At 71.7% G+C, this 25,389-nt stretch carries 22 protein-coding genes; 8 read left to right on the top strand and 14 right to left on the bottom strand.

The window, feature by feature from the left end; all coding sequences use genetic code 11:
* Positions 1-9 precede the first annotated feature (9 nt).
* Together ABZS40_RS26360 and ABZS40_RS26355 are read left to right on the top strand one after the other, a co-directional pair.
* The gene (locus ABZS40_RS26360) at positions 10-1,302 is read left to right on the top strand and encodes a signal peptidase I (RefSeq protein ID WP_354946177.1); all 1,293 of its coding nucleotides are present in this window, start codon (positions 10-12) and stop codon (positions 1,300-1,302) included.
* On the top strand, positions 1,299-1,787 hold the full coding sequence (locus ABZS40_RS26355) for a hypothetical protein (RefSeq protein ID WP_354946176.1): 489 nt from the start codon (positions 1,299-1,301) through the stop codon (positions 1,785-1,787). Before ABZS40_RS26360 ends, ABZS40_RS26355 begins: the two co-directional genes overlap by 4 nt.
* Here ABZS40_RS26355 and ABZS40_RS26350 read toward each other — a convergent pair.
* From ABZS40_RS26350 to ABZS40_RS26340, 3 genes are read right to left on the bottom strand one after another with little or no spacing between them, the layout of a single operon-like run.
* On the bottom strand, positions 1,766-2,695 hold the full coding sequence (locus ABZS40_RS26350; protein WP_354946175.1) for a sulfotransferase: 930 nt from the start codon (positions 2,693-2,695) through the stop codon (positions 1,766-1,768). The genes ABZS40_RS26355 and ABZS40_RS26350 overlap by 22 nt on opposite strands.
* Positions 2,696-2,698: 3 nt before the next feature.
* Positions 2,699-3,706, bottom strand: a complete 1,008-nt coding sequence (locus ABZS40_RS26345; RefSeq protein ID WP_354946174.1) for a sulfotransferase — start codon at positions 3,704-3,706, stop codon at positions 2,699-2,701.
* Positions 3,703-4,986 (bottom strand): glycosyltransferase, encoded by a 1,284-nt coding sequence (locus tag ABZS40_RS26340; protein WP_354946173.1) that lies wholly within the window; start codon positions 4,984-4,986, stop codon positions 3,703-3,705. The genes ABZS40_RS26345 and ABZS40_RS26340 overlap by 4 nt, the downstream gene beginning before the upstream one ends.
* A 257-nt stretch (positions 4,987-5,243) precedes the next feature.
* Between ABZS40_RS26340 and ABZS40_RS26335 the strand changes: the two genes are divergently transcribed.
* The 3 genes from ABZS40_RS26335 to ABZS40_RS26325 are packed head-to-tail and all read left to right on the top strand — an operon-like array spanning position 5,244 to position 8,456.
* Entirely contained in the window at positions 5,244-6,206 is a 963-nt protein-coding gene (locus ABZS40_RS26335; protein WP_354946172.1) for a hypothetical protein, read from the top strand.
* Positions 6,199-6,978, top strand: coding sequence for a sulfotransferase (locus ABZS40_RS26330; RefSeq protein WP_354946171.1), 780 nt, complete (start codon positions 6,199-6,201; stop codon positions 6,976-6,978). Before ABZS40_RS26335 ends, ABZS40_RS26330 begins: the two co-directional genes overlap by 8 nt.
* Positions 6,975-8,456: a hypothetical protein gene (locus ABZS40_RS26325; protein ID WP_354946170.1), complete on the top strand. Its 1,482-nt coding sequence runs from the start codon at positions 6,975-6,977 to the stop codon at positions 8,454-8,456. Before ABZS40_RS26330 ends, ABZS40_RS26325 begins: the two co-directional genes overlap by 4 nt.
* Here the strand turns inward: ABZS40_RS26325 and ABZS40_RS26320 are convergent.
* From ABZS40_RS26320 to ABZS40_RS26290, 7 genes are all read right to left on the bottom strand, one after another.
* Positions 8,453-9,307, bottom strand: coding sequence for a sulfotransferase (locus tag ABZS40_RS26320; RefSeq protein ID WP_354946169.1), 855 nt, complete (start codon positions 9,305-9,307; stop codon positions 8,453-8,455). The two genes, ABZS40_RS26325 and ABZS40_RS26320, sit on opposite strands and share 4 nt — an antisense overlap.
* Entirely contained in the window at positions 9,304-10,914 is a 1,611-nt protein-coding gene (locus ABZS40_RS26315; RefSeq protein ID WP_354946168.1) for an oligosaccharide flippase family protein, read from the bottom strand. The genes ABZS40_RS26320 and ABZS40_RS26315 overlap by 4 nt, the downstream gene beginning before the upstream one ends.
* 10 nt (positions 10,915-10,924) lie before the next feature.
* Complete coding sequence (locus ABZS40_RS26310; RefSeq protein ID WP_354946167.1) at positions 10,925-11,935, bottom strand: Wzz/FepE/Etk N-terminal domain-containing protein; 1,011 nt, start codon at positions 11,933-11,935, stop codon at positions 10,925-10,927.
* A 24-nt stretch (positions 11,936-11,959) separates the two neighbouring features.
* Entirely contained in the window at positions 11,960-13,417 is a 1,458-nt protein-coding gene (locus ABZS40_RS26305; protein ID WP_354946166.1) for an O-antigen ligase family protein, read from the bottom strand.
* A 180-nt stretch (positions 13,418-13,597) separates the two neighbouring features.
* Complete coding sequence (locus tag ABZS40_RS26300) at positions 13,598-14,890, bottom strand: glycosyltransferase family 4 protein (RefSeq protein WP_354946165.1); 1,293 nt, start codon at positions 14,888-14,890, stop codon at positions 13,598-13,600.
* Between the two features lie 245 nt (positions 14,891-15,135).
* Positions 15,136-17,412 carry a catalase/peroxidase HPI gene (gene katG, locus ABZS40_RS26295; protein ID WP_354946164.1) on the bottom strand — a complete coding sequence of 759 codons (2,277 nt, stop codon included), beginning with the start codon at positions 17,410-17,412 and terminating at the stop codon, positions 15,136-15,138.
* Positions 17,409-17,864, bottom strand: coding sequence for a Fur family transcriptional regulator (locus tag ABZS40_RS26290; RefSeq protein ID WP_354946232.1), 456 nt, complete (start codon positions 17,862-17,864; stop codon positions 17,409-17,411). Before ABZS40_RS26290 ends, katG begins: the two co-directional genes overlap by 4 nt.
* 198 nt (positions 17,865-18,062) lie before the next feature.
* Between ABZS40_RS26290 and ABZS40_RS26285 the strand changes: the two genes are divergently transcribed.
* From ABZS40_RS26285 to ABZS40_RS26275, 3 genes are all read left to right on the top strand, one after another.
* Complete coding sequence (locus ABZS40_RS26285; RefSeq protein WP_354946163.1) at positions 18,063-18,470, top strand: YciI family protein; 408 nt, start codon at positions 18,063-18,065, stop codon at positions 18,468-18,470.
* Between the two features lie 8 nt (positions 18,471-18,478).
* Positions 18,479-19,624, top strand: coding sequence for a DUF6596 domain-containing protein (locus ABZS40_RS26280; protein WP_354946231.1), 1,146 nt, complete (start codon positions 18,479-18,481; stop codon positions 19,622-19,624).
* Between the two features lie 431 nt (positions 19,625-20,055).
* A complete protein-coding gene (locus ABZS40_RS26275) occupies positions 20,056-21,084 on the top strand; it encodes a glycoside hydrolase family 11 protein (protein ID WP_354946162.1) in 1,029 nt (342 codons plus the stop codon).
* 65 nt (positions 21,085-21,149) lie between these two features.
* Here ABZS40_RS26275 and ABZS40_RS26270 read toward each other — a convergent pair whose 3' ends face one another.
* The 4 genes from ABZS40_RS26270 to ABZS40_RS26255 form a co-directional block, all read right to left on the bottom strand.
* Positions 21,150-22,574: a protein kinase gene (locus ABZS40_RS26270; protein ID WP_354946161.1), complete on the bottom strand. Its 1,425-nt coding sequence runs from the start codon at positions 22,572-22,574 to the stop codon at positions 21,150-21,152.
* 116 nt (positions 22,575-22,690) lie between these two features.
* Positions 22,691-23,584 (bottom strand): SGNH/GDSL hydrolase family protein, encoded by an 894-nt coding sequence (locus tag ABZS40_RS26265; RefSeq protein ID WP_354946160.1) that lies wholly within the window; start codon positions 23,582-23,584, stop codon positions 22,691-22,693.
* Positions 23,585-23,705: 121 nt separating this feature from the next.
* A complete protein-coding gene (locus ABZS40_RS26260) occupies positions 23,706-24,380 on the bottom strand; it encodes a hypothetical protein (protein ID WP_354946159.1) in 675 nt (224 codons plus the stop codon).
* A 75-nt stretch (positions 24,381-24,455) separates the two neighbouring features.
* Complete coding sequence (locus ABZS40_RS26255; RefSeq protein WP_354946158.1) at positions 24,456-25,070, bottom strand: dihydrofolate reductase family protein; 615 nt, start codon at positions 25,068-25,070, stop codon at positions 24,456-24,458.
* Positions 25,071-25,389: the final 319 nt, after the last annotated feature.

Here is a 25,389-nt window from a genome sequence, read left to right as displayed (position 1 = left end):
GATCTTCAGATGGTGGGACGCGAACATCGGCGGCATGGCACCCTCGCCCGGGTCGGTGACCTGGTGCTGACAGTGCTCGCCGTCGGTGGGACGGCGTGCGTCGTCCTCGTCCCGCTGGCCTTCTTCTTCGACATCTCGCTCATCCTGTTCAAGACCGGGTCGATGAGCCCGACCATTCCCGCCGGGTCACTGGCCGTGGTGCGCGAGATCCCCGCCTCCGAGGTCCACGTGGGAGACGTCGTCACCGTCGACCGCACGCCGCTGCCACCGATCACCCACCGGGTCGTCGACATCGCCATCGGCGGCGGGCCAACTCGCCTGCTCACCCTGCGGGGAGACGCGAACGAGTCCAACGACGCCGCGCCGCACGCGGTGAGCCACGTACGGCTCGTGGAGTGGTCGGTGCCCAGGCTCGGGTACGCGGTGCGAGCCGTGTCCAACGTGTACGCCACGAGTCTGATCACGATCGGGGCAGCCGCGATCGTCACCTGGGCGTTCTGGCCGCGCGGGGGTGCGCCGGGGACCCGGCGAGGCCGCACGTGGCGCCGTCGGGGGCCGGGTTCGGCGGTGCCGGACGAGGTGGCGGCGGCGCCGGAGGTCGACACCCAGCCGAGGGGTACGGGAGCGCACGGCGACTCGACACTGGGGCGCATGTTGGTCGTGCTGGCGGTGCTGCCGGGCGTCGCCGCCGCGGTACTGGCGACACCGGGCCAGGCCCGCGCGGACACCACCGAAGAGGTCATCCGGAGCAGATACCTCACCCTGGTCTCGATCGGCGACAACGATCGCATGACGAACCTGGCGCCGGACCAGCCCGTGCCCTGGCAGGTGGGCGTCTCGGCACACGCGGAGCAGCCCGGCGAGGTGACCATCTCGCTGTCGGCGCTGGGCCCGCTCACCGTCCGGCCGGACGGACTCCAGGTGATGGTCGCCATCTGCGCCATCCGCTGGGTGCAGGATGCCTGCCCCGCCGGCCAGGGCGAGCAGGTCCTCGCCGACGGTCCCGCCACCAGGGTGGCCGCACACCCGATCACCATCAGCTCGATGCGGTCCGACCAGCAGCGTTGGGTCCTCGTCACCGCCAGCCTGCTCGCCAACTCGGTGGCCTCGGGGTCGGCGGACCTGATCGTCACGGCCACCGGATTCGGCGACAGCGCATCGGCGGGCGGCACTGTGGGCCCGCTTCCCCGCACCGGAACCAACCTGTGGACACCGGTGTTCGCCGGCGGCGGTGCGCTCGTCACCGGCCTGCTGCTCATGCTCGCCACGCGCCGGCACCGGATCAGGGTGGGGCGGCCGTGAGGCGTGCGCGCATCCCCGCTCTGCCGGCCCGGCAGCGAACCGGCCACGTCCGGCGGCGCTGGCTCGCGGGCGCCGCGGCCCTGCTGCTCGCCGGCACCGCCGTCGTGCTCCCACCGCCGCAGTCGACGCTGGCCGCCTGGACCGACACCGAGTACGGCAGCGGTTCCCTCCAGGCCGGCACCGTCAACCCGCCGACAAACCTTCAGTGCACCGCGGGCGTGCTCACCCCGCCGACCTTCACCTGGACCCTGCCGGTCGGCGGCCTGACCCGCAGCGGCTTCACCTGGTCGCTGGCGGGCGGCTTCACCGGCGGCGGAACCCTCAGCGCCAGCGCCACCTCGGTCACCATCCCGGGCGGATTGCTGGGCATCGGAAGCGGTACCTTCCGCCTGGTGGCGAACGGCCCCGGCGGCTGGACGTCGACCCAGGTGACCGGCACTGTCGGCATGCTCACGGCGGTCCTCTACTCCTGCAGCGTGCCGTAGACCGGGTAACCCCATTCGGCCAACGGCTTCTCCAGCACCCGCTCGATCGCGGTGAGCTGCGCCGGGCTGAGTTCGTCCCGGTACGCCTCCGCCCGGCCCACTGTGAAGTCGTACCGGGAGAAGCCCTTCTCGAAGGCTGCCGACCAGCTCAGCCCGAGGAAGTCGAGCATACGGCCGACCTGCTCGCGCGGCTGCTCGACCAGGTCCTCGTAGCGCACGTCCAGCCACTGGTCGGCCGGGTGACGCAGCCGGGCCTGCGCGAAGGCGTCCATCAGCATCTTCCAGCCCAGCGCGGCGAGCACCTGGAAGGAGCGGGCGGACTCGACCCACTCCTCCCGCAAATCGGACGGGAGCGGGCCGTAGATCCAGTTGTCCGGCCCGCGCCAGCCGTCCCACCAGCCCATCTGGAGCCACGAGTTGGCCACCGCCCGGCCGTCGCGCACCACGTTGACCACCCGCAGGTCCGGGTACGCGGCGTGCAGCAGGCCGGTCCGCGGCCACCCGGTGACGTGCTGCGCCAACTGCTGACAGCCCTGCCGCGCGATCCGCTCGTCGAAGAAGGCCCGCAGCCGCCGGGCCACGAACGGGGTCAGGTCCTCGGCCACCAGGTCCCGACACGGTCGGGAGAAGCCGGCCAGCACCTGCCGGTCGAGCAGGTGGTAGGCCTCCGACGGCGCCACCCGGAGCCGGCCCCGCTCCAGCAACCGTCGACTGTGCCGCAGCGAGGTCATCCCCGCCGGGCGCGGCGCCGAGCGCCGGTAGAGCGCGCCGTTGAACCTGCCCCTGGGGTTGAGCCGGGCCAGTTTGTCGTCCAGACCGGAGACGAAGCCGACCGCGGGATGCCGGGAGAGCAACTCCTGGACCAGAGTCGAACCGCACCGACCGGTGCCCACCACCAGTGAGAGCATCGTTCAGCCTTCCTGCCGGGTGGCGGGTGACGGGGAGACAACCGGGCCCGCGGCGGGAGGGGTGACCCTCGGGCGGCGCAACGGATAGCCGAACCGGGTCAGGGCCACTGCGGTCAGCCCGGTCACCACGGCGTACGCGCCGGTGGGGAGCCCGGTCAGCCACTCGGTGTCGGCGACCACGTCGACCAGCCCGGTGCGGTGCCGCGACGGATTGCCAGCCACCGAATGGGTGGGGGCGAGCCGCACGGTGGCCGGTGTCGGAAACGGACGCTCGTCGGGGACGGCGCCGACGAAGCCGGCGATCCGGGCCGTGATTCCGGCCGGGTCGGCCACGAAGTCCTCGTACCGCACCCGCAGGTACCGGCCCGGCGCGCGGCGGCGGTCGCCCCACAGTCGTACTGTCGCGGTGTTCCAGACCAGCCAGAGCAGCGCGGCCTTGCCCACCGGTGGACGGCTCATCAGCTGGTCGTCGGCGCGCCCGTCCAGCGGGCGGCGGCGACGCCAGGAGTACGCGGTGGCGCGCGGGTCGCGCACCACGTGCAGGACGTACAGGTCGATGCCGGGCAGGCTGCCGAGCAGGGCCCCGTACGGCGGCAGCTTGGAGGAGTCGACGATGACACCGTCCGACCGGCCGGCCAGGGCGTGCTCGGCGATCGAGGCGTAGAGCCGGGCCAGCTGCCTGTCGTCGGGGTGGCCCGCGACCGGCGGCTGCCCCCGACGCTGGCGGCGCAGCAGTGCGGGCAACCCCCGCATCCGCAGCCGCTGGGCCAACCGGGCGGCGATTCCGGCCGGGTCGGCGTCGGTCAGGTCGGCGCTCACCCGGGTCCACAGTGGGCAGTCGGCGACCGGGGATCCGCAGCCGCAGGGCCGGTTCTCCAGGATGCCGCGCCGCCACAGGTATCGCAGCTCGCCCGCAGCGAAGAAGCCCGGCAGCTGTCCCAGGACCGTGGTGACCAGCGTGCTGCCACTGCGACCACTGCCGGCGAGGTAGAGCACCCGCACCGGGCTCACCGGGCCGCTCCCCCACCGGCGGTGGCCCGGCCGGCCCGCCGCCGCGACGGCAGCGCCTCGGCGGCCTCCGCGTACAGCCCACGGATGCGGTCCAGGTGCCGGTCCGGGGCGAACTGGGCGGCGATCTTCGCCCGGCCGGCCCGGCCCATCCGGTACGTCCGCTCCGGGTCGGCCAGGAGGTCGTTGAGCGCGTCGCCGAGGGCCGTCGGCGCCTCAGCGGCGACGACGCGGCCGTCCACCTCGGGCTCGACCAGCTCGGGTAGCCCGCCCAGGTCGGTGGCGACCACCGGCACCCCGCAGGCGAACGCCTCCAGCACCGTCATCGGCTGGTTCTCGTGCCACCGTGACGGAACGGCGACCACCGCCGCCGACCGGATCAGCTCGTGCAGGCGCGGCTTGTCGAGACGGCCGTGGAACCGGACCCGGCCGGGCACCCGCCGTGCGGCGAGGGCCTCCAACGCCGGGCGGGCCGGGCCGTCTCCGGCGACGTCCACGCGGATTCCGTCCGGCAGGGCGGCGGCCGCCTCGATCAGCACGTCGACACCCTTCTCCGGCGCCAACCGGCCGGCGAAGACGACACCGCCGCCGGGCGCCTGCTTGGCCGTCACGCCGGTCAGGTCGACGAAGTGGTTGACCACCCGCAACCGGTCCGGGTAGACGCCCGCGCGGCGCATCACGTCGGCCAGGAACCCGCTCGGGCTGACGAAGAGCTGCACCGGGTCGTACGCGTCGAGCTGCCGGTGCAACCAGGACTCGACAGCGAGCAGCCCACTGCGCGACAGCGACCCGTCCTTGCAGCGGCGACGGGCCGCCTGCAAAGGGCCACCGGTGACGCACGCCTGGCAGGGGCGGCCCCGGTCCAGCAGTTGGTAGCTCGGGCAGGCGAGCTTGTAGTCGTGCATGGTCAGCACGCACGGCACACCGGCGGCGCGGGCCGCGGCGAGTACCGACGGGGAGAGCTGGTGGTAGATGTTGTGCAGGTGCAGCACGTCCGGCCGAAAATCGTCGATCACCCGGGCCAGGCCGCGGCGGCTCGTCGGCGACCACAGCATCCGGCCGACGGCCACCGCGCGGGGCCGCACCCCGCTCGGCGCCGGCTCCAACTCCACTTCGGACGGAAACCGCGCGGCGTACGGCAGCGGCGACTCGTTCTCCGGGTGGCTCATGCCGAAGTAGGCGACAGTGTCGCCGGCAACCCGTTGCAGGTCGGCGAGATCGAGCAGATACGCCTCCGCGCCGCCACGGCGGTAGAGGAACTTGTTCACATGCAGCACGCGCATCGACTCGCCCTGCTCACGTCGATCGGGCGAACCGGGCCCGGAGGTGATGACCGGGGTCTGCCCGCCCCGGCCAGGGCCCACGCTATGCAGGGCGGGTCAGCGAGTCCAGCTCACGTTTGGCATGTGGCTGAACGGGTGATCTTCGTCTGCCCGTGCGGTCCGCGGCCTGGCCTCCCGCCGTGATCTCCCGATAGCCTGGCTGCCGCCGGTCGCCCCGCTCTGATTTCGGGCCGGGCCGGTGCCCGACGAGGAGGACCGTGGCAGCCGACGACGAGGTCTCCGCGCTCGCGTACACCGCGCGCCGGGTCCGGCGGCATCTGCGCTGGGCGCGTACCGAGGGGATCGGACGGCTGATCGAGGAGGACCGCCTCAACCCGGTCGACCGGATCGCCACGGCCCTGGCGAAGCGACGCTGGCGACGGCGGGCCGGCCGGACGGCCGGCTCGGCGATGCCGGTCTACCTGGTCGGTCTGCAACGCTCCGGCACGAACATGCTGGTCCGGGGCCTGGACGCCGCCGGAGAGGTCGAGGTCCGCAACGAGAACGACAGCACCCTCTTCCACCGCTTCCAACTGCGCCCGGACCCGGTGCTGACCACCGCGCTCCACCGCAGCCGACACGCGTACGTCCTGGTCAAGCCGCTCTGCGAGAGCCACCGCGTGGACGAGTTGCTGGCTCTGCCGGGGCTGACGCCCGGGCGTGCGCTCTGGGTCTACCGCGACGTCGACGACCGGGCCCGCTCCGAGGTCGCCAAGTTCGGTGACGCCAACCTGCGGGCCCTGCGGGCGATCGCCGACGGCAGCATCGGCCGACGGTGGCAGGGGCAACGCCTCGACGCCGACACCATCGAGCTGATCCGGGCCCACGACCCGCTGCGGTTGGATCCGCACAGCGGTGCGGCGCTGTTCTGGTACGTCCGCAACTCGCTGTTCTTCCAGCTCGGCCTGGACCAGCGGGCCGACGTGCTGCTCTGCCGCTACGACAGCCTGGTCGCGGAGCCCGCCGCGCAGCTCCGACGGCTCTGCGCCTTCCTCGACTTCCCCTACCATCCCCGGCTGCACGCGCACATCGCCCCACGCGCGTCGCACGGCGCGGCGGACGACCGACGGCTACCGATCGATCCGCGCGTCCGGGCCCGCTGCGACGAGCTGACCGACCGGCTCGATCGCGCCGCGGCCGACGCCCGATCCGAGACGACGAAGGCGGTCGACAGTGGCTGAGACCGAGACCCGTACCGCGCCGATCTTCCTGGTCGGCTGCCAGCGGTCGGGCACCACGATGGTGCGCCTCGTCCTGGACTCGCACTCGCGGATCAGCTGCGGCCCGGAGACCCGGTTCCTGCCGGACCTCCGACGGATCGTCGGCCGGGACTGGGAGCGGCTGGCCCGCTTCGGTTTTCCGCGCGAGGACTGGCTGCGCCGGATCCGGGACTTCTTCGGCGGCGTGCACGCCGACTACGCCGCCGCGCGGGGCAAGACCCGGTGGGCCGACAAGACCCCGCTGTACGCCATGTCGCTCGACTTCGTCACCGAGGTCTTCCCGGACGCCCAGATCGTGCACCTCATCCGGGACGGACGCGACGTGGTGGTCTCGCACCGCAAACGGTTCGGCTACTGGTCCGCTGTGAAGTGCGTGGTGAAGTGGCCGCGCTACATCCGCGCCGCGCGGGCGGTCGGCGCCACACTGCCGGCGGACCGCTATTACGAGCTGCGGTACGAGCAGGCGGTCAGCGAGCCGGAGAAGGCGATGCGGGGCCTCTTCGAGTTCCTCGGCGAACCGTGGGAGGACGGCATCCTCGACTACGACAGCAAGCAGCACGACGTGGCCCAGAAGTACACCACCGAGGCCGAGCGGCGACGCGCGGCGGTGGGCGACACCGCGGCGATCTACGGCTCCCGGGTGGGCAGCCACCGCCGTGAGCTCGACCCGTTCCTCCGCCTGCTGGTCTGGGTCTTCTCCGGTCCGACCCTGCGCGCGCTGGGCTACCGGTGAACCGCCCCGGCCGGTTGCGCGCGGTCGCCACCGCCGTCGCCGTCACGGCCCTGCTCACCGCCGGCTGCACCGCCGGCGACGACGATCCGCCACCGGCCGCCACCCCCTCCGCGACGGCGGCACCCGGAGCCGGCCCGCCGGGGCGCGCCGCCGACCAGGTGAGCAACCCGTTCGGCGCGCACTGGGACTGGTCGCGGTACCAGCAGTTCGGGCCGTACCTGCGCCGGCTCGCCGGTTCGGCAACGTACGAGGAGATCTCCTGGTGCGAGATCGAACGGACCTCGGGGCAGGCCGACTGGGCCGGGCTGGACGAGATCGCCTCACGAAGCCGGGAGTTGGGCATCACACTGCACCTGAAGATCCGCACCGGCGTGTGCTGGGCGACCGGCGGCACCGCCCGCCACACCCGGGGCGCGGCGAACAAGACCGAGTCGGCGATGCCCACCGACCTCGGCGCGTACCAGCGGTTCGTCCGCTCGGTGGTGCAGCGCTACGGCCCGTACGGGGTGCGGGAGTACGCCATCGAGAACGAGGTCAACGCGCCGAGCTACTGGGCCGGCAGCCCCGAGGAGTACGCGCGGCTGGTCCGGGCCGCCGCCGAGGCGATACGCGCGACCGACCCGAAGGCGCTGGTGGTCGACTCCGGCATCAGCAGCGTCGCGTACGGCATGGGTGTCGCTGACCGGCTGGTGCGCGCCGGTCGGATGCCCGAGGCGATCGCCGCCTACCAGGCGTACTTCCACCGTCGGGTCGGCACCCGGGGGCAGCAGATCCCGGCGGTGACCGGGGAGGCGCAACTGCGCCGGGCGCTCGGCACCGAGACCAACAGCCGCAGCCTGCGTTTCCTGGCGGTGACCGAGTCGCTGCTGACCGACCGCACCGTCGACGTCCGGCAGGTGCACTTCTACGAGCACTTCAGCGGGGTGGCCCCGCTGCTGGACCATCTGCGCGCCACCACACCGCCGGGTGTGCCGATCCAGGCGTGGGAGGTCGGGCAGTTCTGGCGCGACGGCGACGGTGACCCGGCCAGCCGGGCGGCGGAGATGGTCAAGACGGTCACCCTGCTGGTGGCCGGCGGGATCGGCGAGATCAGTTGGTTGCCGTTGGCGTACAACCCGAACAATGCGGCCGGCAGCGAGGTCCGCTACGGCCTGCTCGACCCGGACGGCACCGAACGGGACGCCGGCCGGATGATGGCCGCCCTGGCCGACGCGGCCCGGGACGCCACCGTCACCCCGCTGCCCGCCTCGGTCGCCGGCAGGCTGAACGGGGTCGCGTTCGTCCGGGGCCTGTCGAGCACACTGGTGCTCTGGTCGGCGTCGAAGACACCGGTGACAGTGCCGGCGACACCGGGCGGACGGACGGGGGCGGTGGGTTCCCCGCTGGGCGCGGCCGGCGACGACACCACAGTGACCGATGTCCCCGTCGTGCTCCGCGCCGACCAGCCGGTGGACCGGATCCTCGCCACCGTCCGCTAACGGGCCGGCCACGGGTCGGGCCAGTCGAGCAGGGCGGTCAGGCGGGCGTTGTGCGGCGCGAAGTACGCGCCGAGACGCTCGCGCAGCGCCGGGGTCAGCTGCGAGACACCGTTGTCGACGCGACGGGTGTGCCGGGTGAACGCCTCGGGGGTGAAGGCCGGCAGGCCGAGGAAGCGCAGCATGTCGCCGTACGTGCCATCCGGGTCGGTGTGCAGGTCTTCGGTCCGGGCGACGTGGATCCGCTCCCGCGGGACCTGCGCGAACCACCGGTCCAACTGCTCGGCGTAGCGGCCCCGGGCGGCGTAGGAGAAATTACGCAGCGCCCGGTGCGCGGCGGGGCTGTCCGGGCCACCCCGCGTCGCTCGGGCCAGCCGCTCCTCCTCCGCGTCCAGCGCGTCGGCGAAGGACAGCGGCTCGACGCCGTACGAGCGGGTGTGCAGGTAGTGCGAGTACGCCCGCTGCACCGGGTCACGCAGCAGTGCGACGAATCGGGCCCGCGGCAGGGTCGCCGCGACCCGGGCCGGCACGCTCGGGTGGAACAGGTAGTAGGGGCTCGCCTCGAACGTGCGCTCACCCGGGGCGAGGTGCGGGAAGTGTCCCCGGTACCACCGCACCCCCCGCCCATGGTGGACGCTGAAGTACTGCAACTCCTTGCCGCTGGCCGCCCGGACCTGGGGATGCGCGGCGAGGTGGTGGTAGAGCGAGGTGGTGCCGCAGCGCTGCCCGCCGATCACCAGGAAGTCGGGCAGCGGTCCACTGTCGCCCGGTTTCGCCGCGCGTCCCCACGCCCGCGCCGCGCGTACGCCCCGGCGCAGCCGGTCGGTGACCTGACGCCGCGCGACCCCGGTCACGAGCGCACCCCGCTGCGGCCGGCGCCCACACCCGCACCGTCGGCGGGGCCGGCGGGGTCAGCCGGGGCGCGTCGAGGGCCTCGGCGGGTCACCGAGCGCAACACCATGACGTCCTCCCGACTGAGCCCGAGGGCGAGCACCACGGCGAGGTACGCCACCACGATCGCGGCCAGACCAACAGCGAGCTGCGCAACCCAGCCCTCGATCAGCCACCGCACACCGAACCCGACGCCCATCGCGACCAGCGCGGCGACCAGGCCCTTGACCATGCCCGCCGTCACCGGCACGGTGTGCACCTGCGCGCGCACCTGCCAGACCCGGGCGACGTTCACCGCCGCCAACGACACCGCCCAGGCCACCGCCGCGCCGAAAATGCCGTACGCCGGGATGAGCCAGAGGTTGAGCAGGACGTTGAGCAGCAGGGCCGCGAGGTTGTCCATCATGTTGACCGAGACCCGGCCGGACATGTTCAGCAGCGTCCCGCAGGGCCCGGTCGCGGCGTTGACGAGCTGGCCGAGCGCCAGCACCACCGTCACCGCCGCGCCGCCGGCCAGACCCGGGCCGCCGACCAGGCGCAGCAACTGCTCCGGGAAGACCAGCAACGCCACGAAGGCCGGCAGCGACAGCCGGAGCACCCAACCGGTGGCGACCCGGTAGATCAGGCGTACCTCGTCCAGCCGACCCTGGTGGTAGAGGTGCGCCAGGTGCGGACCGAACGAGGCGTTGACCGGCGCCAGCACGAACACCGCGATCGTGACCAGCCGGGTCGCCACGTGGTAGACGCCGATCGCGTCGGGACCGTGGTCGAAGAAGCCGAGCAGCAACGCGTCCACCCAGATCAGCCCGGTGGACGACAGCGAGGAGACCCAGCTGACAGTGGAGAACCGGAACAGCTCGCCCGGCCGGTACGCGGGCCGGGCGGCGGGCACCCGGCGCACCATCCGGGCGAGCGCGACGAGGGCGAGCCCGGCCGCGCTCCAGCTCGCCGCCACCAGCGCCCAGAACGCTCCGGTCAGGCCGGCCCCGAGGGCGAGCGCCAACGCGGTGAGCACCAGCTGGGCGGCCGGCTCGTAGACCTGGCCGATGAGCGCGTAGGCCCGTTGCGTGCGCCACCCCCGGGTGGCCGCGAGCGCGGCCTCACAGACGGTCGCGGCGGGCAGGCAGAGCGCCGCCAACCGCAGCCCGGTGGTGAGCTGTGGGTCGTGCAGGGCGTCGGCGAGCAACGGCGCGCCGACCGCCAGACCGAGGGCGATCACTGTGGACGCCACTGCCGAGATGCCGATCCCGAGCCGGATCGCGCCCCGGAGGGCGGCCGGCTCGTCGTCGGCGAGATGCACCGCCACGAACCGGGTCAGCCCGGCCCGGAAACCGGAGAGCGAGAGCAGCCCCAGCAACGACAGCACGGCGTAGACCTGGGCGTACCGGCCGAGTTCGCGTATCCCCAGGGCCCGGGCCAGCAACAGCATGACCAGGAAGAGCGCCACCTGGCTGAGCACTGCGCTGCCCAGGTTCAGCACACCGCCGCGGGCCATGCCGCGTACCTGCTGGTCGCCGGCCTCCGGCGCGGCCGGTGACCGGCCGGTCACCTCGCGCACCCGGCGTCCCATTCTCCGACGGTCACGGCCGTGCCGCGGTCACGGTCTCCGCCGGCGCCGAGGGGGCCGCGGTGGTCGCCGCCACCGGCCGGGCGGCGGCACGACCCCGGGAGAGCAGTTCGAGTACGCCCACCAGCAGCACCCCGAGCAGCAGACCGGCGCCGCCCACCGGCAGGGCGGTGCGCACCAGCTCCGCCATCTGGCTCACCTCGTGCGCCTCGCCGATGCTGGTCACCTGCTTGGGATCGGCGGCCTGGGCCTGTGCCCGCGCCGCCTGCAACCCCTCCCGCGCCTGGGACAGGGCATTGGTCGCCGCGTCCCGCTGGGCGAGCAGGGCCTGGTAGTCGGGGAGCTTCGGCCCCACCTGGTCGAGCTTCCTCTGGGCGGCGGTGATCGCGGCGGTCGCCGCGGCGACACCGCGGCTGTTGCCGACGGCCTGCATGGAGAGCTGCTGCTGGCGCAGGCTGGTCAGCTCGCCCAGCGTCGCCTGGTAGATCCGGTCCGGCTGGGAGACCTTGTTGGTCTTCTCCCACTCGCCGATCGCCCTGGTCGCCGCGGTGACGTCGGCGTTGGCCGCCTCGACCTCGCCGGTGGCGATGCCGACCTGGGAGGAGAAGAGGAAGGCCAGCGCTCGGGTGGTGGCAGCGGTCAGCACCGGCGCGACAGTCGCCCGGTCGCCGGCGGTGTACGTCACCTCCAGCTGGCTGCTCGCGCCGACCTGGGTGATGGCCAGCCCGTCGCGCAGCCGCTCCGGCGCCACCCCGGTGTCAGCGGCCACGTCGGCGAGCACGCGGGGCGAGGTGACCGCCGCGCCGAACGCCGCGACGAACTGGTTCGCCGCCTGCGTACCGGTGTACTGCGTCCCGGCCGCACCGCCACCCACCAGGGCCGGAGCCGCCACGTACGCGGTCCCGTCGAACTGCTGTGGCGCGAACAGGACGATGGCGGCCGCGGCGCCGGTGGCGAGCACCGGCACTCCCACGAGTACCCAGAGGCGCCGCCGGGCGACCCGCAGGTAGTCGACGATCTCCACTTTTTCCCCAATGCTGTCGTTCAGTCAAACCGGGACGGACGTGCCTCGTGGCTGCTCGCCGGTCAGGTTCGGAGCCGGTTGGCGGGCGATCACACTGGCCGCCGCGGCGAACGCGACGAAATACCAGAGGGTGACCACGTTGGAAATGACGTTGGAGGCGGCGCTGACCGCCACGAACGCGGTGGCGCAGCCGGTGAACCCGACCGCGACGCCACGCGCGAAGCTGCCCGGCGGCGCGCGCCGCAGCGCGGTCCGGGCGGTGTGCAGAAAGGCGAACAGCATCAGCAGGTACGCCCCGAGACCGAGCAGCCCGGTCTCCACGTACGCCCGCAGGAAGTCGTTGTGCGGCTTCTTCGCCTCGTCGGTCTCGCGCTGGGTCATGTTCGGCCCGATGCCGGTCACCGGGTTCCGGTCGGCGAGCGTGACGATCTCGGTCCAGTAGCCGATCCGCCACGCCAGGGTGTTCCCGGTCGGGTCTCCACCGACAGCGCGCGACGTACCGAGTTGGGCGAAGCGTTCGCCGACGGCGGGCACCACTGCCACCCCGGCCACCGCCACCACGCAGAGGGTGACCAGCATCCGCTTGCTGCGATGCAGCGCGGCGACCACCAGCAGGCCGATCGCCGCGCCGAGCAGGGCGCTGCGGGTGTTGGTGAGCAGCAGGAACAGCAGCGAGAGCGCGAGCAGCACCCCGAGGGACGCCCGCAGTCGACGATCCAGGAAGCGGTACACCGCGAAGCCGAAGATCACCATGAACATCAGGTAGCGGCCGAACGTGGTCGACTGGCTGAACGTGCCGCTGATCCGGGTGAAGTCGCCCTTCACCTCGGCCGGCGGGTTGCCGAGCAGCGACAGCACGACGGTGTAGCCCAGCGCCAGCACCAGCGAGGCGTAGCAGGCGAGCAGGACCCGACGGATCGACGCGGTGTCCGGCATGAGCTGTTCCAGCACCACGAACATCACCACCACGGTGAGGATCCGCAACGCCTCCAACAGGCTGTTCGCCGGCCGGCTGGCACCGAGGGCGCTGACCACGCTGCTGGCGCCGACGAGCAGCATGGCCCAGCTGAGCGGGGAGCCGCGCAGCCGCCCGTGTCGGCTGAGCTGTGCGGCCAGCCAGAGCCCGGCGGCGAGGAGGAACAGCACCGCGAGCACTGTGGAGGGGTCCACCGCCCGGGCCGCCCCGGCGGAGTCGGCCTGGCCGGCGCTCGGGCCGGTCAGTTTGAACAGGTCGACGCAGGAGCGCACCGCGAGCATCAGCAGCACGTACCCGGCGAACCGGGTCAGCGCGAGGACGGCCACCGCGATCCCCGCGACCGCAGCGAGCGGCAGCACCACGCCTCTGCGGTCACCGGCCGCCAAGGAGACACCCGCGACCACCGCCACGACCGCGGCGGCCAGCGCGGCGCCACCGGTGAGCAGGCGGGTCGGGTCGAGCCGCCTGGTCATGAGCGGAGTGACCTGCTGCGTGTGTTGTTCCACTGATCCCACTGAACTGAATCGGCGCTGCTCGGCCGCTGCCGGGCGCGGCCCGCCGATGTCCTCCCGGCACAAGATCGGTTCAATCTAGTCCTGTCGCCCCGACGGCAGAAGGGGCCGTTGCACCGACCGCGCCGTCCCCCGGGGGGCTGACCCGACACTCCCCCGGCGAACGCCGTCCGGTCAGTCGGCGGCCCCCGTGGGTCGTGCCCTGGCCCGTCGGCCGGGTTCCGGAGCCAGCCGGAGATAGAGCTGCTCCAACTCTCGGGCTGCGGTGTCCCAGCTGTACCTGCCGGTGATCCGCTCGCCCAGCGCCACGGCACCGGCCCGTTCAGCCGGCAGGTCGGCGAGCAGCGACGTCAGCACCCGGACCAGGTCGTCCTCGTCGCCGTCGCGGAACAACCGCCCGCCGACGGTGTCGGACCTGAGCACCTCCACGTGCGGCGCGATGTCGCTGGCGACCACCGGCAGCCCGTACGCGGCCGCCTCCAGCAACGTCAACGGCAGTCCCTCCAACCGGGACGGTTGGACGAAGCCGGCGGCACCGGTGTACAGCTCGGCGAGCAGGTCGCCGTAGGCGAACCCGGTGAAGACGATCCGGTCGTCCGCCCCGGCCTCCCGCCGCAGCCGGTCCACGAAGTCGTCGGTGAACGACGACCCGCCGACGATCGCCAGGCGCACCGGGGTCGCGGTGCGGCGGAAGGCCCGGATCAGCAGGTCGGCCGCCTTCTCCGGAACCAGCCGACCGACCAGCAGCAGGTAGCCGCCGGGGGTCAGCCCGAACCGGTCCTGGATCTGACGGGTCCGCGCCGGTCGGGCAGGGTTCACGCCGTTCGGGATGTAGGTCGTCGGGCGGCCGAACCGGGCGCCGTAGTGGGCGGCGAGCCCCTGGGAGACGGCCACTCGCTGGTGCGGGACGTACCCGCTGAACCAGTGGGCGCTGCCCAGCACCGCCCGCGCGGCGAGCCCCCACTTGCTGCGCTGGTTGTCCAGCCCGTGCACGGTCAGCACCACGCGGGCCCGGGACAGGGCACGCGGGAGCGGGGCGACCAGGGCCGGCCCGAGCCCGTGGTAGTGCACGATGTCGGGTCGCGCGGTCATCGCCGCCACGGTCGAGGTCGCCGCGTGCACGATGGCATCGAGGTGTTTGCTGGGGATCGTGTGGGTCTGGCGCAGCCGTACGCCCCGGTAGCCGTCGGCGGGTGTCTCGCCGTAGCTCCGGCGGCAGTAGACGGTGACCTCGTGGCCGTAGCTGGCGAGCCGGCTGGCCATCTCCTCCACGTGCCGTTCGATCCCGCCGTAGGTCGCCGGCATCCCCTTCTGGCCGATCATCGCGATCCGCAGCGGACGCCAGGCGGTGCCGGTGTCGTCGACGCCCGCTCGGGACTGCCGGACGGGGACCACCCGCTGCCGGGGTATCGCAGGGCCTACGCCGTGCTGGTCCACGTCCTCGGCCTGCAGGTCGGGATGGGCCACGTTGACTCCCTGCGTGACTAGGTCCGCGCCCGCCGACCGGGCAGGGTCAACACCTTGCCATGAATGGGCCCGTCCGCCAGCTGATCAATGAGACAGGAAAATCATCCATGGGATTTGTCGCGAAGGAAATGGCACCGGGGTGACATCGAGGTGGACGGCGCTGGTGCCGCGTCGAACGGCACGCAGAGGGCGACGAGCCCCGGTCGATCCTGACGGATCGGTCCGGGGCTCGTCGGTGGTACCTGTCAGGCGAGATCGAACCGGTCGAGCTCCATGACCTTGGTCCAGGCGGCCACGAAGTCAGCCACGAACTTCTCGCTGGCGTCCTGGCTGGCGTAGACCTCGGCGAGGGCGCGCAGCTGCGAGTTGGACCCGAAGATGAGGTCGACCGCGCTGGCGGTCCACTTCACCTCGTCGGTGGCCAGGTCGCGGATCTCGTACACGTGCTCGTCGGACTTCGACGCGCTCCACCGGGTGCCCGGGGAGAGCAGGTTGGCGAAGAAGTCGTTGGTGAGCACGCCCGGCCGGTCGGTGAGCACACCGTGCTGGCTGCCGCCGACGTTGGCGCCGAGCGAGCGCAGGCCGCCGATGAGGACGGTCATCTCGGGCGCGGTCAGGTTGAGCATGTAGGCACGGTCGATGAGCAGCACCTCCGGCTGGGTCTTCTCGCCGGCGCGCAGGTAGTTGCGGAACCCGTCGGCACGCGGCTCCATGACCCGGAAGGAATCGGTGTCGGTCTGCTCCTGGGTCGCGTCGGTGCGGCCCGGCCGGAACGGCACCGTCACCTCGACGCCGGCGTCCCGCGCCGCCTTCTCGACGGCGGCCGAACCGGCCAGCACGATCAGGTCGGCCAGCGAGATGGTCGCCCCGCCGGCAGCATTGAACTCCTGCTGGATGCCCTCAAGGGTGGCGAGGACGGTGGCCAACTGCTCGGGCTGGTTGACGTCCCAGCTGCGCTGCGGCTCGAGGCGAATGCGCGCCCCGTTGGCGCCGCCGCGCTTGTCGGTGTGCCGGAAGGTCGCGGCAGAGGCCCAGGCGGTGGAGACCAGCTGGTCGATCGTGATACCGGAGTTCAGGATCTTCGCCTTGAGCGCGGTGACGTCGGCGTCGCCCACCAGCTCGTGGTCGACGGCCGGCACCGGGTCCTGCCACAGCTGCGGCTCGGCCACCCACGGCCCGAGGAAGCGCTCGATCGGGCCCATGTCGCGGTGCAGCAGCTTGTACCACGCCTTGGCGAAGGCCAGCGCGAACTGGTCGGGGTTCTCCAGGAAGCGGCGGGAGATCTTCTCGTACGCCGGGTCGACGCGCAGCGACAGGTCGGTCGTGAGCATCGTCGGCCGGTGCTTCTTCGCCGGGTCGAAGGGGTCCGGGATGATCGCCTCGGCGTCCTTGGCGACCCACTGCTTCGCCCCGCCAGGGCTGGTGGTCAGCTCCCACTCGTAACCGAAGAGGATCTCGAAGAAGCGGTTGCTCCACTGCGTCGGCACGTCGGTCCACGTCACCTCGAGACCACTGGTGATCGTGTCGGCGCCCTTGCCGCTGCCGTGGGTGCTCAGCCAACCCAGGCCCTGCGCCTCCAGCGGAGCGCCCTCGGGCTCCGGGCCCACGTGGTTGTCGGCGACGCCGGCACCGTGGGTCTTACCGAAGGTGTGACCACCGGCGATGAGGGCGACGGTCTCCTCGTCGTTCATCGCCATCCGGCCGAAGGTCTCGCGGATGAAGTGCGCCGCCGCGGCCGGGTCCGCGTTACCGCGCGGGCCCTCCGGGTTGACGTAGATGAGCCCCATCTCGGTCGAGCCGACGCCGGTCGCCATCTCCTTCTCGGAGGCGTAGCGCTCGTCGCCCAGCCAGGTGTCCTCCGGACCCCAGAAGATCTCCTCGGGCTCCCAGACGTCCTCGCGACCGAAGCCGAAGCCGAAGGTCTTGAAGCCCATCGACTCCAGGGAGACGTTGCCGGCGAGCACGAGCAGGTCGGCCCAGGAGATCTTCTGGCCGTACTTCTGCTTGACCGGCCAGAGCAGCCGACGGGCCTTGTCCAGGTTGGCGTTGTCCGGCCAGCTGTTGAGCGGCGCGAACCGCTGACCACCGTCGCCGGCGCCGCCGCGACCGTCCTCGATGCGGTACGTGCCGGCGGCGTGCCAGCTCATCCGGATCATCAGGCCGCCGTAGTGGCCGAAGTCGGCGGGCCACCAGTCCTGCGAGGTGGTGAGCACCTCGACGATGTCGCGCTTGAGGGCGTCGACGTCGAGCTTCGCGAACTTCTTGGCGTAGCTGAAGTTCTCGCCCAGCGGGTTGCCCTTGGACGAGTGGGCGTGCAGCACCGAGAGGTCGAGCTGGTTGGGCCACCAGTCGCGGTTGGTGCGCGGGCGACCGCCGGTCTTCGGGGTCGGCGAGTCGATCGCCGGGTTCTCGCTCTCGCTGCCGTGCGCGGTCACCGAGTCGTGCGCGACCGGGCAGCCGGCCGCTGCCTTCTGGTCCACGCCCTGCGCACTGGTGGGACCGTTGTCCTGGGTGTCGCTCATGTACTTCCTTCCGAGCTGGCGGATCTCTGGGGCGTACGTTCGGTCGCGCAGTCGGGGCAGGTGCCCCAGTAGACGACCTCCGCCTCGTCGACCACGAAACCGTGGTCACCCGAGGCGGTGAGACAGGGGGCGTGACCGACGGCGCAGTCGACGTCGGCGATGGCGCCGCAGGAGCGGCACACGACATGGTGGTGATTGTCCGAAATCCGGGACTCGTAGCGGGCGGTCGCCCCGGCCGGCTGGATGCGCCGCACCAGGCCGGCGTCGGTGAGCACGCGCAGCACGTCGTACACCGCCTGGTGGGAGACAGTGGGTTGCTCCGCGCGGACCAGCGCGATCACCGCGTCGGTGCCGACGTGCGGGTGGTCGCGCAGCGCCGCGAGCACCGCCAACCGGGGCCGGGTCACGCGCAACGAGACGGCCCGCAGCTGCGCCTCGAAGTCGGACATCACGGGTACGAACACTAGCTCACTATTTTGGAATCAATCAAGTTTTGTGCCGCCCGGGGTACCCCAACGACGGACGATTCACCCGGGGTTAACCTGCGGGAGGAGAAAAACCGGACAGCTGTGTCGAGAAGTGCCGACCGGCTCCGTCCCCGTAGTGAACGTGACCACACTGGGTCGCAGCCAGCATCAAGGAGCACCACGATGGCCAAGTACCTGCTGCTCAAGCACTACCGGGGCGGCCCGGCCGGGGTGAACGACGTGCCCATGGACCAGTGGACGCCGGCGGAGATCTCGGCCCACATGCAGTACATGCGCGACTTCGCGACCCGACTCGAGGGCACCGGCGAGTTCGTCGACGCTCAGGCGCTCGCCCCGGAGGGAGCGTGGGTCCGGTACGACGGCGAGGGCCGCCCGCCGGTCACCGACGGCCCGTTCGCCGAGACCAAGGATCTCATCGCCGGCTGGATGGTGATCGACGTCGACAGCCACGACCGGGCCGTCGAGCTGGCCGGGGAGCTGTCGGCCGCTCCCGGGGCGGGCGGGAAGCCGATCCACGAGTGGCTGGAGCTGCGCCCGTTCCTGAGCGAGCCGCCGACGATCACCGAGTGACGACTCCGATGGACGAGACGCTGCTGCGCAGTCTCACGCCGAGCGTCCTCGGGATCCTCGTCCGCCGCGGAATCGACTTCGCGGCGGCCGAGGACGCCGTGCAGGACGCCCTGGTCGAGGCGGTCCGGGTCTGGCCGGCCGACCCGCCGCGCGATCCGGTGGGCTGGTTGACCACTGTGGCGTGGCGACGGTTCCTCGACGCGGCCCGGGCCGACACCGCTCGCCGTCGGCGCGAGGATCTCGTCGACGAGGAGCCGGCGCCAGGGCCCACTCCCACTGCGGACGACACACTTCAGCTCTACTTCCTGTGCGCCCACCCGTCGCTGACACCGTCGTCCGCAGTCGCCCTCACGCTGCGCGCCGTCGGTGGGTTGACCACCCGGCAGATCGCCCACGCGTACCTGGTGCCCGAGGCGACAATGGCGCAGCGCATCAGCCGGGCCAAGCGCACCGTCTCCGGGCTGCGGTTCGACCGACCCGGTGACGTCGCCACAGTGCTGCGCGTCCTCTACCTGGTCTTCAACGAGGGCTACTCCGGTGACGTGGACCTCGCCGCCGAGGCCATCCGGCTCACCCGGCAGCTCGCTGCCGCGATCGACCACCCCGAGGTGGCGGGGCTGCTCGCCCTCATGCTGTTGCACCACGCCCGGCGTGCCGCCCGGACCGCGCCCGACGGCAGCCTGGTGCCGCTCGCCGAGCAGGAGCGCAGCCGATGGGACACCCGGTCGATCGCCGAGGGCGTCGAGATCCTCCAGGCAGCCCTGGCCCGCGACCAACTGGGCGAGTTCCAGGCCCAGGCCGCCATCGCGGCGCTGCACGCGGACGCGCCGACCGCCGCCGAGACCGACTGGGTGCAGATCGTGGAGTGGTACGACGAACTCGCGCGCCTGACCGGGAACCCGGTCGTCCGACTCAACCGCGCGGTGGCGGTCGGCGAGGCCGACGGCCCCCGGGCCGGTCTGGCGGCGCTCGCGGCGGTGGACGACGCACTGCCCCGCTACACGGCGGTGGCGGCGTACCTGCACGAGCGCGACGGCGATCTGGCAACGGCGGCGCGGCTGTACACCGAGGCCGCCCAGCAGGCCCCCAACCTCGCCGAACGCGACCACCTGACCCGCCAGGCCGGCCGGCTCAACGCCCTGCGGCGTCGCTGACCGGTCGGGCAACGGGAGCCGCTGCTCGTGCCGCTGGCCACGGTCGGGACACCTGGTCCGGAAAGTCTCCGGAATTTTCGGCGGCTCCGAACCCGGTCGGTGTTCGGCCGTTGCGACGCTTCGGTGACCGCCCTGACCTCTGATCGACTACTGACCTGGATGGATACCGCTCCACCGACGACAGCGGTGTTGCCACGCTGTTTCCGAAAATTGTTGACAAGGAGACGGCTGGGTTAATACGGTCGCCATCGACGGCGCTCGATTGTCGTCAGCACCAGCCACCACGACCCACCTCTCCGGTCGTCGTGCAGGACGACCGTCCCACCACCACCGAGCGGTACGACGCCGTGGCCGTTACCCGACCACCGGCAGCCTGCCGAGGCGTACCGCGCCGCTGGCCCCCGCCAGCCGTCAGAGGAGGCAACAGTTCCATGACCGACACCAGCCACACCACACCGAGAGGCCGCGGCCGCATGCGGCTGCTCCTGGGCGCCGCATGCGCCGCCGTCGTGGCCGTCGCCGGCACGATGACGGCCACCAACGCGTACGCCGAGGCCGACCGGACCCTCACGTCGAACCTCACCGGCACGCACAACGGGTACTACTTCTCGTTCTGGAAGGACAGCGGCAACGCCAGCATGACGCTGCGCGCCGATGGCCGATACACCAGCAGTTGGGACCGGAGCACCAACAACTGGGTCGGCGGCAAGGGTTGGGCCACCGGCACCCGACGGACGGTCACCTACTCGGGCAGTTACAACCCGGGCAACAACAACACCTACCTCGCCCTGTACGGATGGACGCGCAGCCCGCTCATCGAGTACTACGTGGTGGAGAACTTCGGCAGCTACAACCCCAGCAGCGGCGCCACCCGGATGGGCACTGTCACCACTGACGGCGGCACCTACGACATCCTCCGCAGCCAGCGGGTCAACGCCCCGTCGATCGACGGCAACCAGACGTTCTACCAGTTCTGGAGCGTCCGCCAGCAGAAGCGATCGAGTGGCACCATCACCACCGCCAACCACTTCGACGCCTGGGCCCGGGCCGGCCTGAACCTCGGCACCAACCACAGCTACCAGGTCATGGCCACCGAGGGTTACCAGAGCAGCGGAAGCTCCGACATCACCGTGCGGGAGGGCAGCGGCGGCGGCAACCCGACCACTCCGCCACCCACCACCGGCAACCCGGGGACCGGCAACTGCAACGCGACGATCTCCGCCGGCCAGCAGTGGGGTGACCGATTCAACCTCAATGTCGCGGTCAGCGGCACCAACAACTGGGTCGTCAGCCTCGGCCTCGGTGGCGGCCAGAGCATCCAGAACAGCTGGAACGCCTCCGTCAGCGGCAGCAGCGGCACCGTCACCGCGAGACCGAACGGCAACGGCAACAACTTCGGGATCACGGTCATGGCCAACGGCAACTGGAACTGGCCGACGATCACCTGCAGCACCGGCTGACCCGATCGACTCCTGACCCACACTTCTGGCGTGGCGGCCTCGGCCGTCACGCCAGAAGTATGTCGCTAGACCTGCGGTGCCGCGTTCCCGTCCGCTGCCGGCGCCTCCGAGGACGGCTTCTTCGTCGGCTCCGTGGCCGACTCCTCCTCGCTCTCCTCGGACGGTGTCGCGGTCGGCGCCGCCGTCGTCTCACCCGTCGGGGCCGCCGTCGGGTCCGCTGGCGGGCTCTCGGACGAGGTGGGCTCGGGCGTGCCCCCGGTGCTCTCGCCGGAGGGCGTTGGCTGGCCGACCGGCCCCGCACCCGCCGAAACGCCTGCCGTCGGGGTCGGGGAGCCAGGCGCGCGGACCGGCAGGCCCCCGGAACCGCGGGTAGCTGGTTCTCCGCCACCGACGCCCAGGCCGGGCTCGCGCTGCGACGGGCCTGTCGTCGACACCGCCGGCGGCGTCGACGGCCCGTCGGTCTTGCCCGTCATCATCCCGGTGGGATCGGCGAACACCAGGACCGCGGCCGCGGCTGCCATCGATCCGACGACCACCGCGAGCACCTTCGGCCCAGGGCCTCCCGGCCGCTTCGCCGCACCGCCGACGACCGACCGCTGAATCTCGGTGCGCTCGATAGCCGCCCCGACCGGCGCTCCGACAGCCGTCCGCAGCTGATCGGACGGATCCGCGAGCATCTGGGCCGCCGCAGCCATCGTGGCCGCCGTCGGGAAGCGACGGGTGGGCTCCTTGGCCATCGCGGTGGCGACCAACCGCTGGACCGCCTCCGGAACGTCGTCGGGCAGCGGCGGCGGCTCCTCTTCGAGATGCCGCAACGCCACCGCTACCGCGTTCTCGCCCTGGTGCGGGGGCCTGCCGGCAAGACAGTGGTAGACGACCGCCCCCAGCGCGTAGATGTCGATCGCCGACGTCGTCTCGCTCCTGGTGACCTGCTCGGGTGCCATGTAGAGGGCGGTGCCGACAACCTGGTTCGTCCCGGTGAGGCTCGCCGCCTCCTGGGTCACCGCGACGCCGAAGTCGACAAGTACGACGTGCCCGTCCGGCTCGATGATCAGATTGCTGGGCTTGACGTCCCGATGCACGACGCCGGCGTCGTGCGCGGCTTGCAGGGCACTGGCGGTCTGCGCGGCGATCGACATCGTCTCGGCCACACCCAGCCGACCCATCTCGGCGATCCGCTCCGACAGGGGCTGCCCCTGCACGCACTCCATGACGATGTACGCGAGCACCGGCGCGTCGGGCTGGGACCCCTCACCGTAGTCGTAGACCTGAGCGACACCCGGGTGACGCAGGGCCGCCATCGCCCGGGCCTCGCGACGGAACCGTTCGCCGAAGCCGGGATCGGTCACCAGCCGAGGTCGCAGCATCTTGATCGCGACGCTGCGGTCCAGGGTTTCGTCGACCGCCCGCCAGACGTCGCCCATTCCACCGCTGGCGATGCTCTCGAGCAGACGGTAACGGTCCCCGACGACTTCCCCCACAATCGGCATGACAACGTCGGTACCCCGGACTGCCCGATCCCAAGCGCGACGTCGGACGAGCCCGGCGTCCCCGTGCACCGGCCCCGCCGCTTCCGACGGGGCCGGCTCGACCGTTCGGGGGCTGATCAGCTGTTCAGCCTGGCGATCAGGGCGGTGGCCATGCCCTGCTCACCTCGGGCGTTGGGGTGGAACGGCGCGGCCGAGTTCTGCGGCACCAGGCCCTCGATCCACCGGGTACCGCTGCCCTTGCACGCGTCGCGGCCGATCGACGGGGTGTAGACATCGGCGTAGGTGGCGCCGTTGGCGCTCGCGGCGCTGGCCAGCATCGCGTTGAGCGACTTCTCGATACCCCGCAGGTACGGCACGTCCTGGTAGGCGATCGGAACGACCGGCCAGCAGCCGTAACCGCTGTCCGGCAGGATCGCCGGATAGCCGAGCACCACGACCCGCGCGCCCGGTGCGGCCTGCCGAACCGCCTGGAGCACGGCGGTGACCTTCGGCGTGGCGCCGACGATCCGCGCCTGCAACTGGTCGACACCTCCGGCGGTGTACCGGTTCTTGCACGGAGATCCGAGCGGGCTGCTGAGGCTCGCCTCCGCACAGTCGCCGATGATGCCGGAGAAGCCGATGTCGTTGCCGCCGATCTGCACAGTCACCAGCGACGTGTTCGACGTGACCGCGTTGAGCTGGGGCGGCACCGTGATGCCCAGTTGGCCGCTACCGCCGTAGAGGATGTCGTCGGTGGTGGCGCCGGAGCAGCTCACGTCGGCGAACGACGACGAGCCGGCGGACGCCGCCACCAGCGAGGGGTAGTTGCGGTTGGACCGTAGGCAGTTGAGGTCGACCTGGGTGGGGATCAGCGGGCCTGCGGTGTACGAGTCGCCCAGCGCGACGTACCGGCCGGTGGGCACAGCGGCGTTGGCGGGGGTGGCGACGGTGAGCAGCACGCCGGCGGCGGCGAGGGCGAGTGCTGCCAACCGGGTGGCTGCCCGCAGGCGGGGCAGGCGGGGACGGGTCATGGCGCCTCCCAGGAGGGATCAGGGTGGTGGTGCCCGAGATCCTGTCGCTGCCGACGTCAACCGTCAATATCGATAGCCCTCACTAAATGTCGGTCCGAAGTGTGGGATGAATCGGTGGCGGTCAATCCAGCGGCGCATACCACTGGGCACCGGTGACCCGGATCCGGCGGGACTGCTTGCGATTCCACTCCACTTCCATGCCGTGCCTGCGAAGCACCGGAAACGCGACGTCGTCCAGCAGTCGTTCCAGGTCGGCCTGGTAGTTGGCCTGCTGCTCGGCCTCCGACAGCCCCGCGTAGGCGACCTCGTCGAAGTCGGCCGGAGGGTAGACGCCATAGCCGAGATAGACCTCGCCGTCCTCGCTCGCGAGCAGCGACTCGGTGTCCTGCTGGTGGTACCAGAGAAACCCGCGCCAGTGCCGAGAGTCGTCGCGCTCGTCGTGGATCTCGGCGCTCGCGCAGGTGCCACAGCAGCTGAAGTTCTCCCGAGCCAGCACTGCCAACTCGTTGAGCTCGGCGAAAGCACGGGTGAGGTTGCCGCGCACCTCACCCCACTCGCGCTGCTGCTCCCGCCGAACCGCCAACGCCGTATCGTGCGCACCCCTGAGCTCGTCGTCAGTGGCGCCGCAGCGCTCCTCGGCGTCGTCGAAGAAGTCGACGAACTCGTCCGCGTCGGCCTCACCCCGCACGACCCAGGCCCACAGCTCGTCCTCGACTGCGGTGCGACCCGGCTCCGGGATCCGATCGGTGAGAAACCTGACGCCCACCGGGCGATCGTTGTACGTCCACTCAGTCACGACGAGATCTTCACAAGGGCCTGTGACGGCCTCGGTCGGGAAACGGCCGGCGCGGCGGCCACCCCCGAAGGTGCCCTAACTTCCGGCCGGCACCTGGTCGGTGATCTCGTCGTAGCCGACCGGAGTCGGTGCCGCGCCCGGCGCGTAGATCACGCGAAGGACGCCGGTCGGGAACGCTTCCGTTGCCACCAGTCGCAGGTGGTACGCCGCGTCCCCCTCGTCGAACAGCTTGCGGCCCTTGCGCGCGGCCACCGGATGTACCAGCAGACGCAGCTCGTCCACCAGGCCCGCGGCGAGCAGTTGCTGCACCACGGAGATCGAGCCGGGGATGAGGATGCCCCGGACGCCCGCATCGGCCTTGAGCGCGGCGACGGCGTCGAGGAGGTCCCCGCTGATCAGCTCCGAGTTGCGCCAGGAGAATTCCAGCGCCTGGCGCGAGACGACGACCTTGCGCATGTCGCCGAGTTGCTTGGCCAACGGGGCGTCGTCGCCACCGGCGGTCTCACGGTCCGGCCAGGCCCCGGCGAAGCTGTCGTACGTCTCGCGGCCGATGAGCAGCACGTCGGCGGTGTCGTAGTCCTCGGTGACGGCGCGGCCCATGTTCTCGTCGAAGTACGGGAAGTGCCAGTCAGGGTCGATCTCGGCCACACCGTCGGCCGAGATGAACAGCGTGGAGATGACCTTTGCCATCGCGGGGATCCCTTCGAGTCGGGTGATGTCGGTGGTTCGACCGGCGCATCGTCCCAAACTCGTCGGCCGCAGGCGGCCCCGGTGATGCGTGTCGCATCCCCTGTTTGTTGCTTGATCGACTCGCGTTCAAGGAAGTCGCGGCGTCCGGACGAGGCGGGATACCGCGACTTCCATGAACCCGAGTGGCGTGGTGCGGGTCAGTCAGTCGAGCGTGATCAGACCGGGCGCTGCAGGGTCAGCAGACCCGGCCGGTACGGCAGGAGGCCGTAGTCGCCGCCGGAGCTGGGGGAACGACCCTGGTAGAGCAGTTGCAGGTTGC

Source organism: Micromonospora sp. NPDC005324 (assembly GCF_040607155.1).
Lineage (GTDB): Bacteria > Actinomycetota > Actinomycetes > Mycobacteriales > Micromonosporaceae > Micromonospora > Micromonospora trifolii.
The sequence above is the reverse complement of the archived record's forward strand: the minus strand, read 5'-3'. Positions and strand labels throughout refer to the sequence as shown.

Excerpts from the sequence above, each read along its gene's own strand:
- ABZS40_RS26360 (WP_354946177.1), top strand. The coding sequence starts at position 10 with ATGGTGGGACGCGAACATCGGCGGCATGGCACCCTCGCCCGGGTCGGT.
- ABZS40_RS26350 (WP_354946175.1), bottom strand. The coding sequence starts at position 2,695 with ATGCTCTCACTGGTGGTGGGCACCGGTCGGTGCGGTTCGACTCTGGTC.
- ABZS40_RS26340 (WP_354946173.1), bottom strand. The coding sequence starts at position 4,986 with ATGCGCGTGCTGCATGTGAACAAGTTCCTCTACCGCCGTGGCGGCGCG.
- ABZS40_RS26315 (WP_354946168.1), bottom strand. The coding sequence starts at position 10,914 with ATGGGACGCCGGGTGCGCGAGGTGACCGGCCGGTCACCGGCCGCGCCG.
- katG (WP_354946164.1), bottom strand. The coding sequence starts at position 17,412 with ATGAGCGACACCCAGGACAACGGTCCCACCAGTGCGCAGGGCGTGGAC.
- ABZS40_RS26285 (WP_354946163.1), top strand. The coding sequence starts at position 18,063 with ATGGCCAAGTACCTGCTGCTCAAGCACTACCGGGGCGGCCCGGCCGGG.
- ABZS40_RS26280 (WP_354946231.1), top strand. The coding sequence starts at position 18,479 with ATGGACGAGACGCTGCTGCGCAGTCTCACGCCGAGCGTCCTCGGGATC.
- ABZS40_RS26275 (WP_354946162.1), top strand. The coding sequence starts at position 20,056 with ATGACCGACACCAGCCACACCACACCGAGAGGCCGCGGCCGCATGCGG.
- ABZS40_RS26270 (WP_354946161.1), bottom strand. The coding sequence starts at position 22,574 with ATGCCGATTGTGGGGGAAGTCGTCGGGGACCGTTACCGTCTGCTCGAG.
- ABZS40_RS26265 (WP_354946160.1), bottom strand. The coding sequence starts at position 23,584 with ATGACCCGTCCCCGCCTGCCCCGCCTGCGGGCAGCCACCCGGTTGGCA.
- ABZS40_RS26255 (WP_354946158.1), bottom strand. The coding sequence starts at position 25,070 with ATGGCAAAGGTCATCTCCACGCTGTTCATCTCGGCCGACGGTGTGGCC.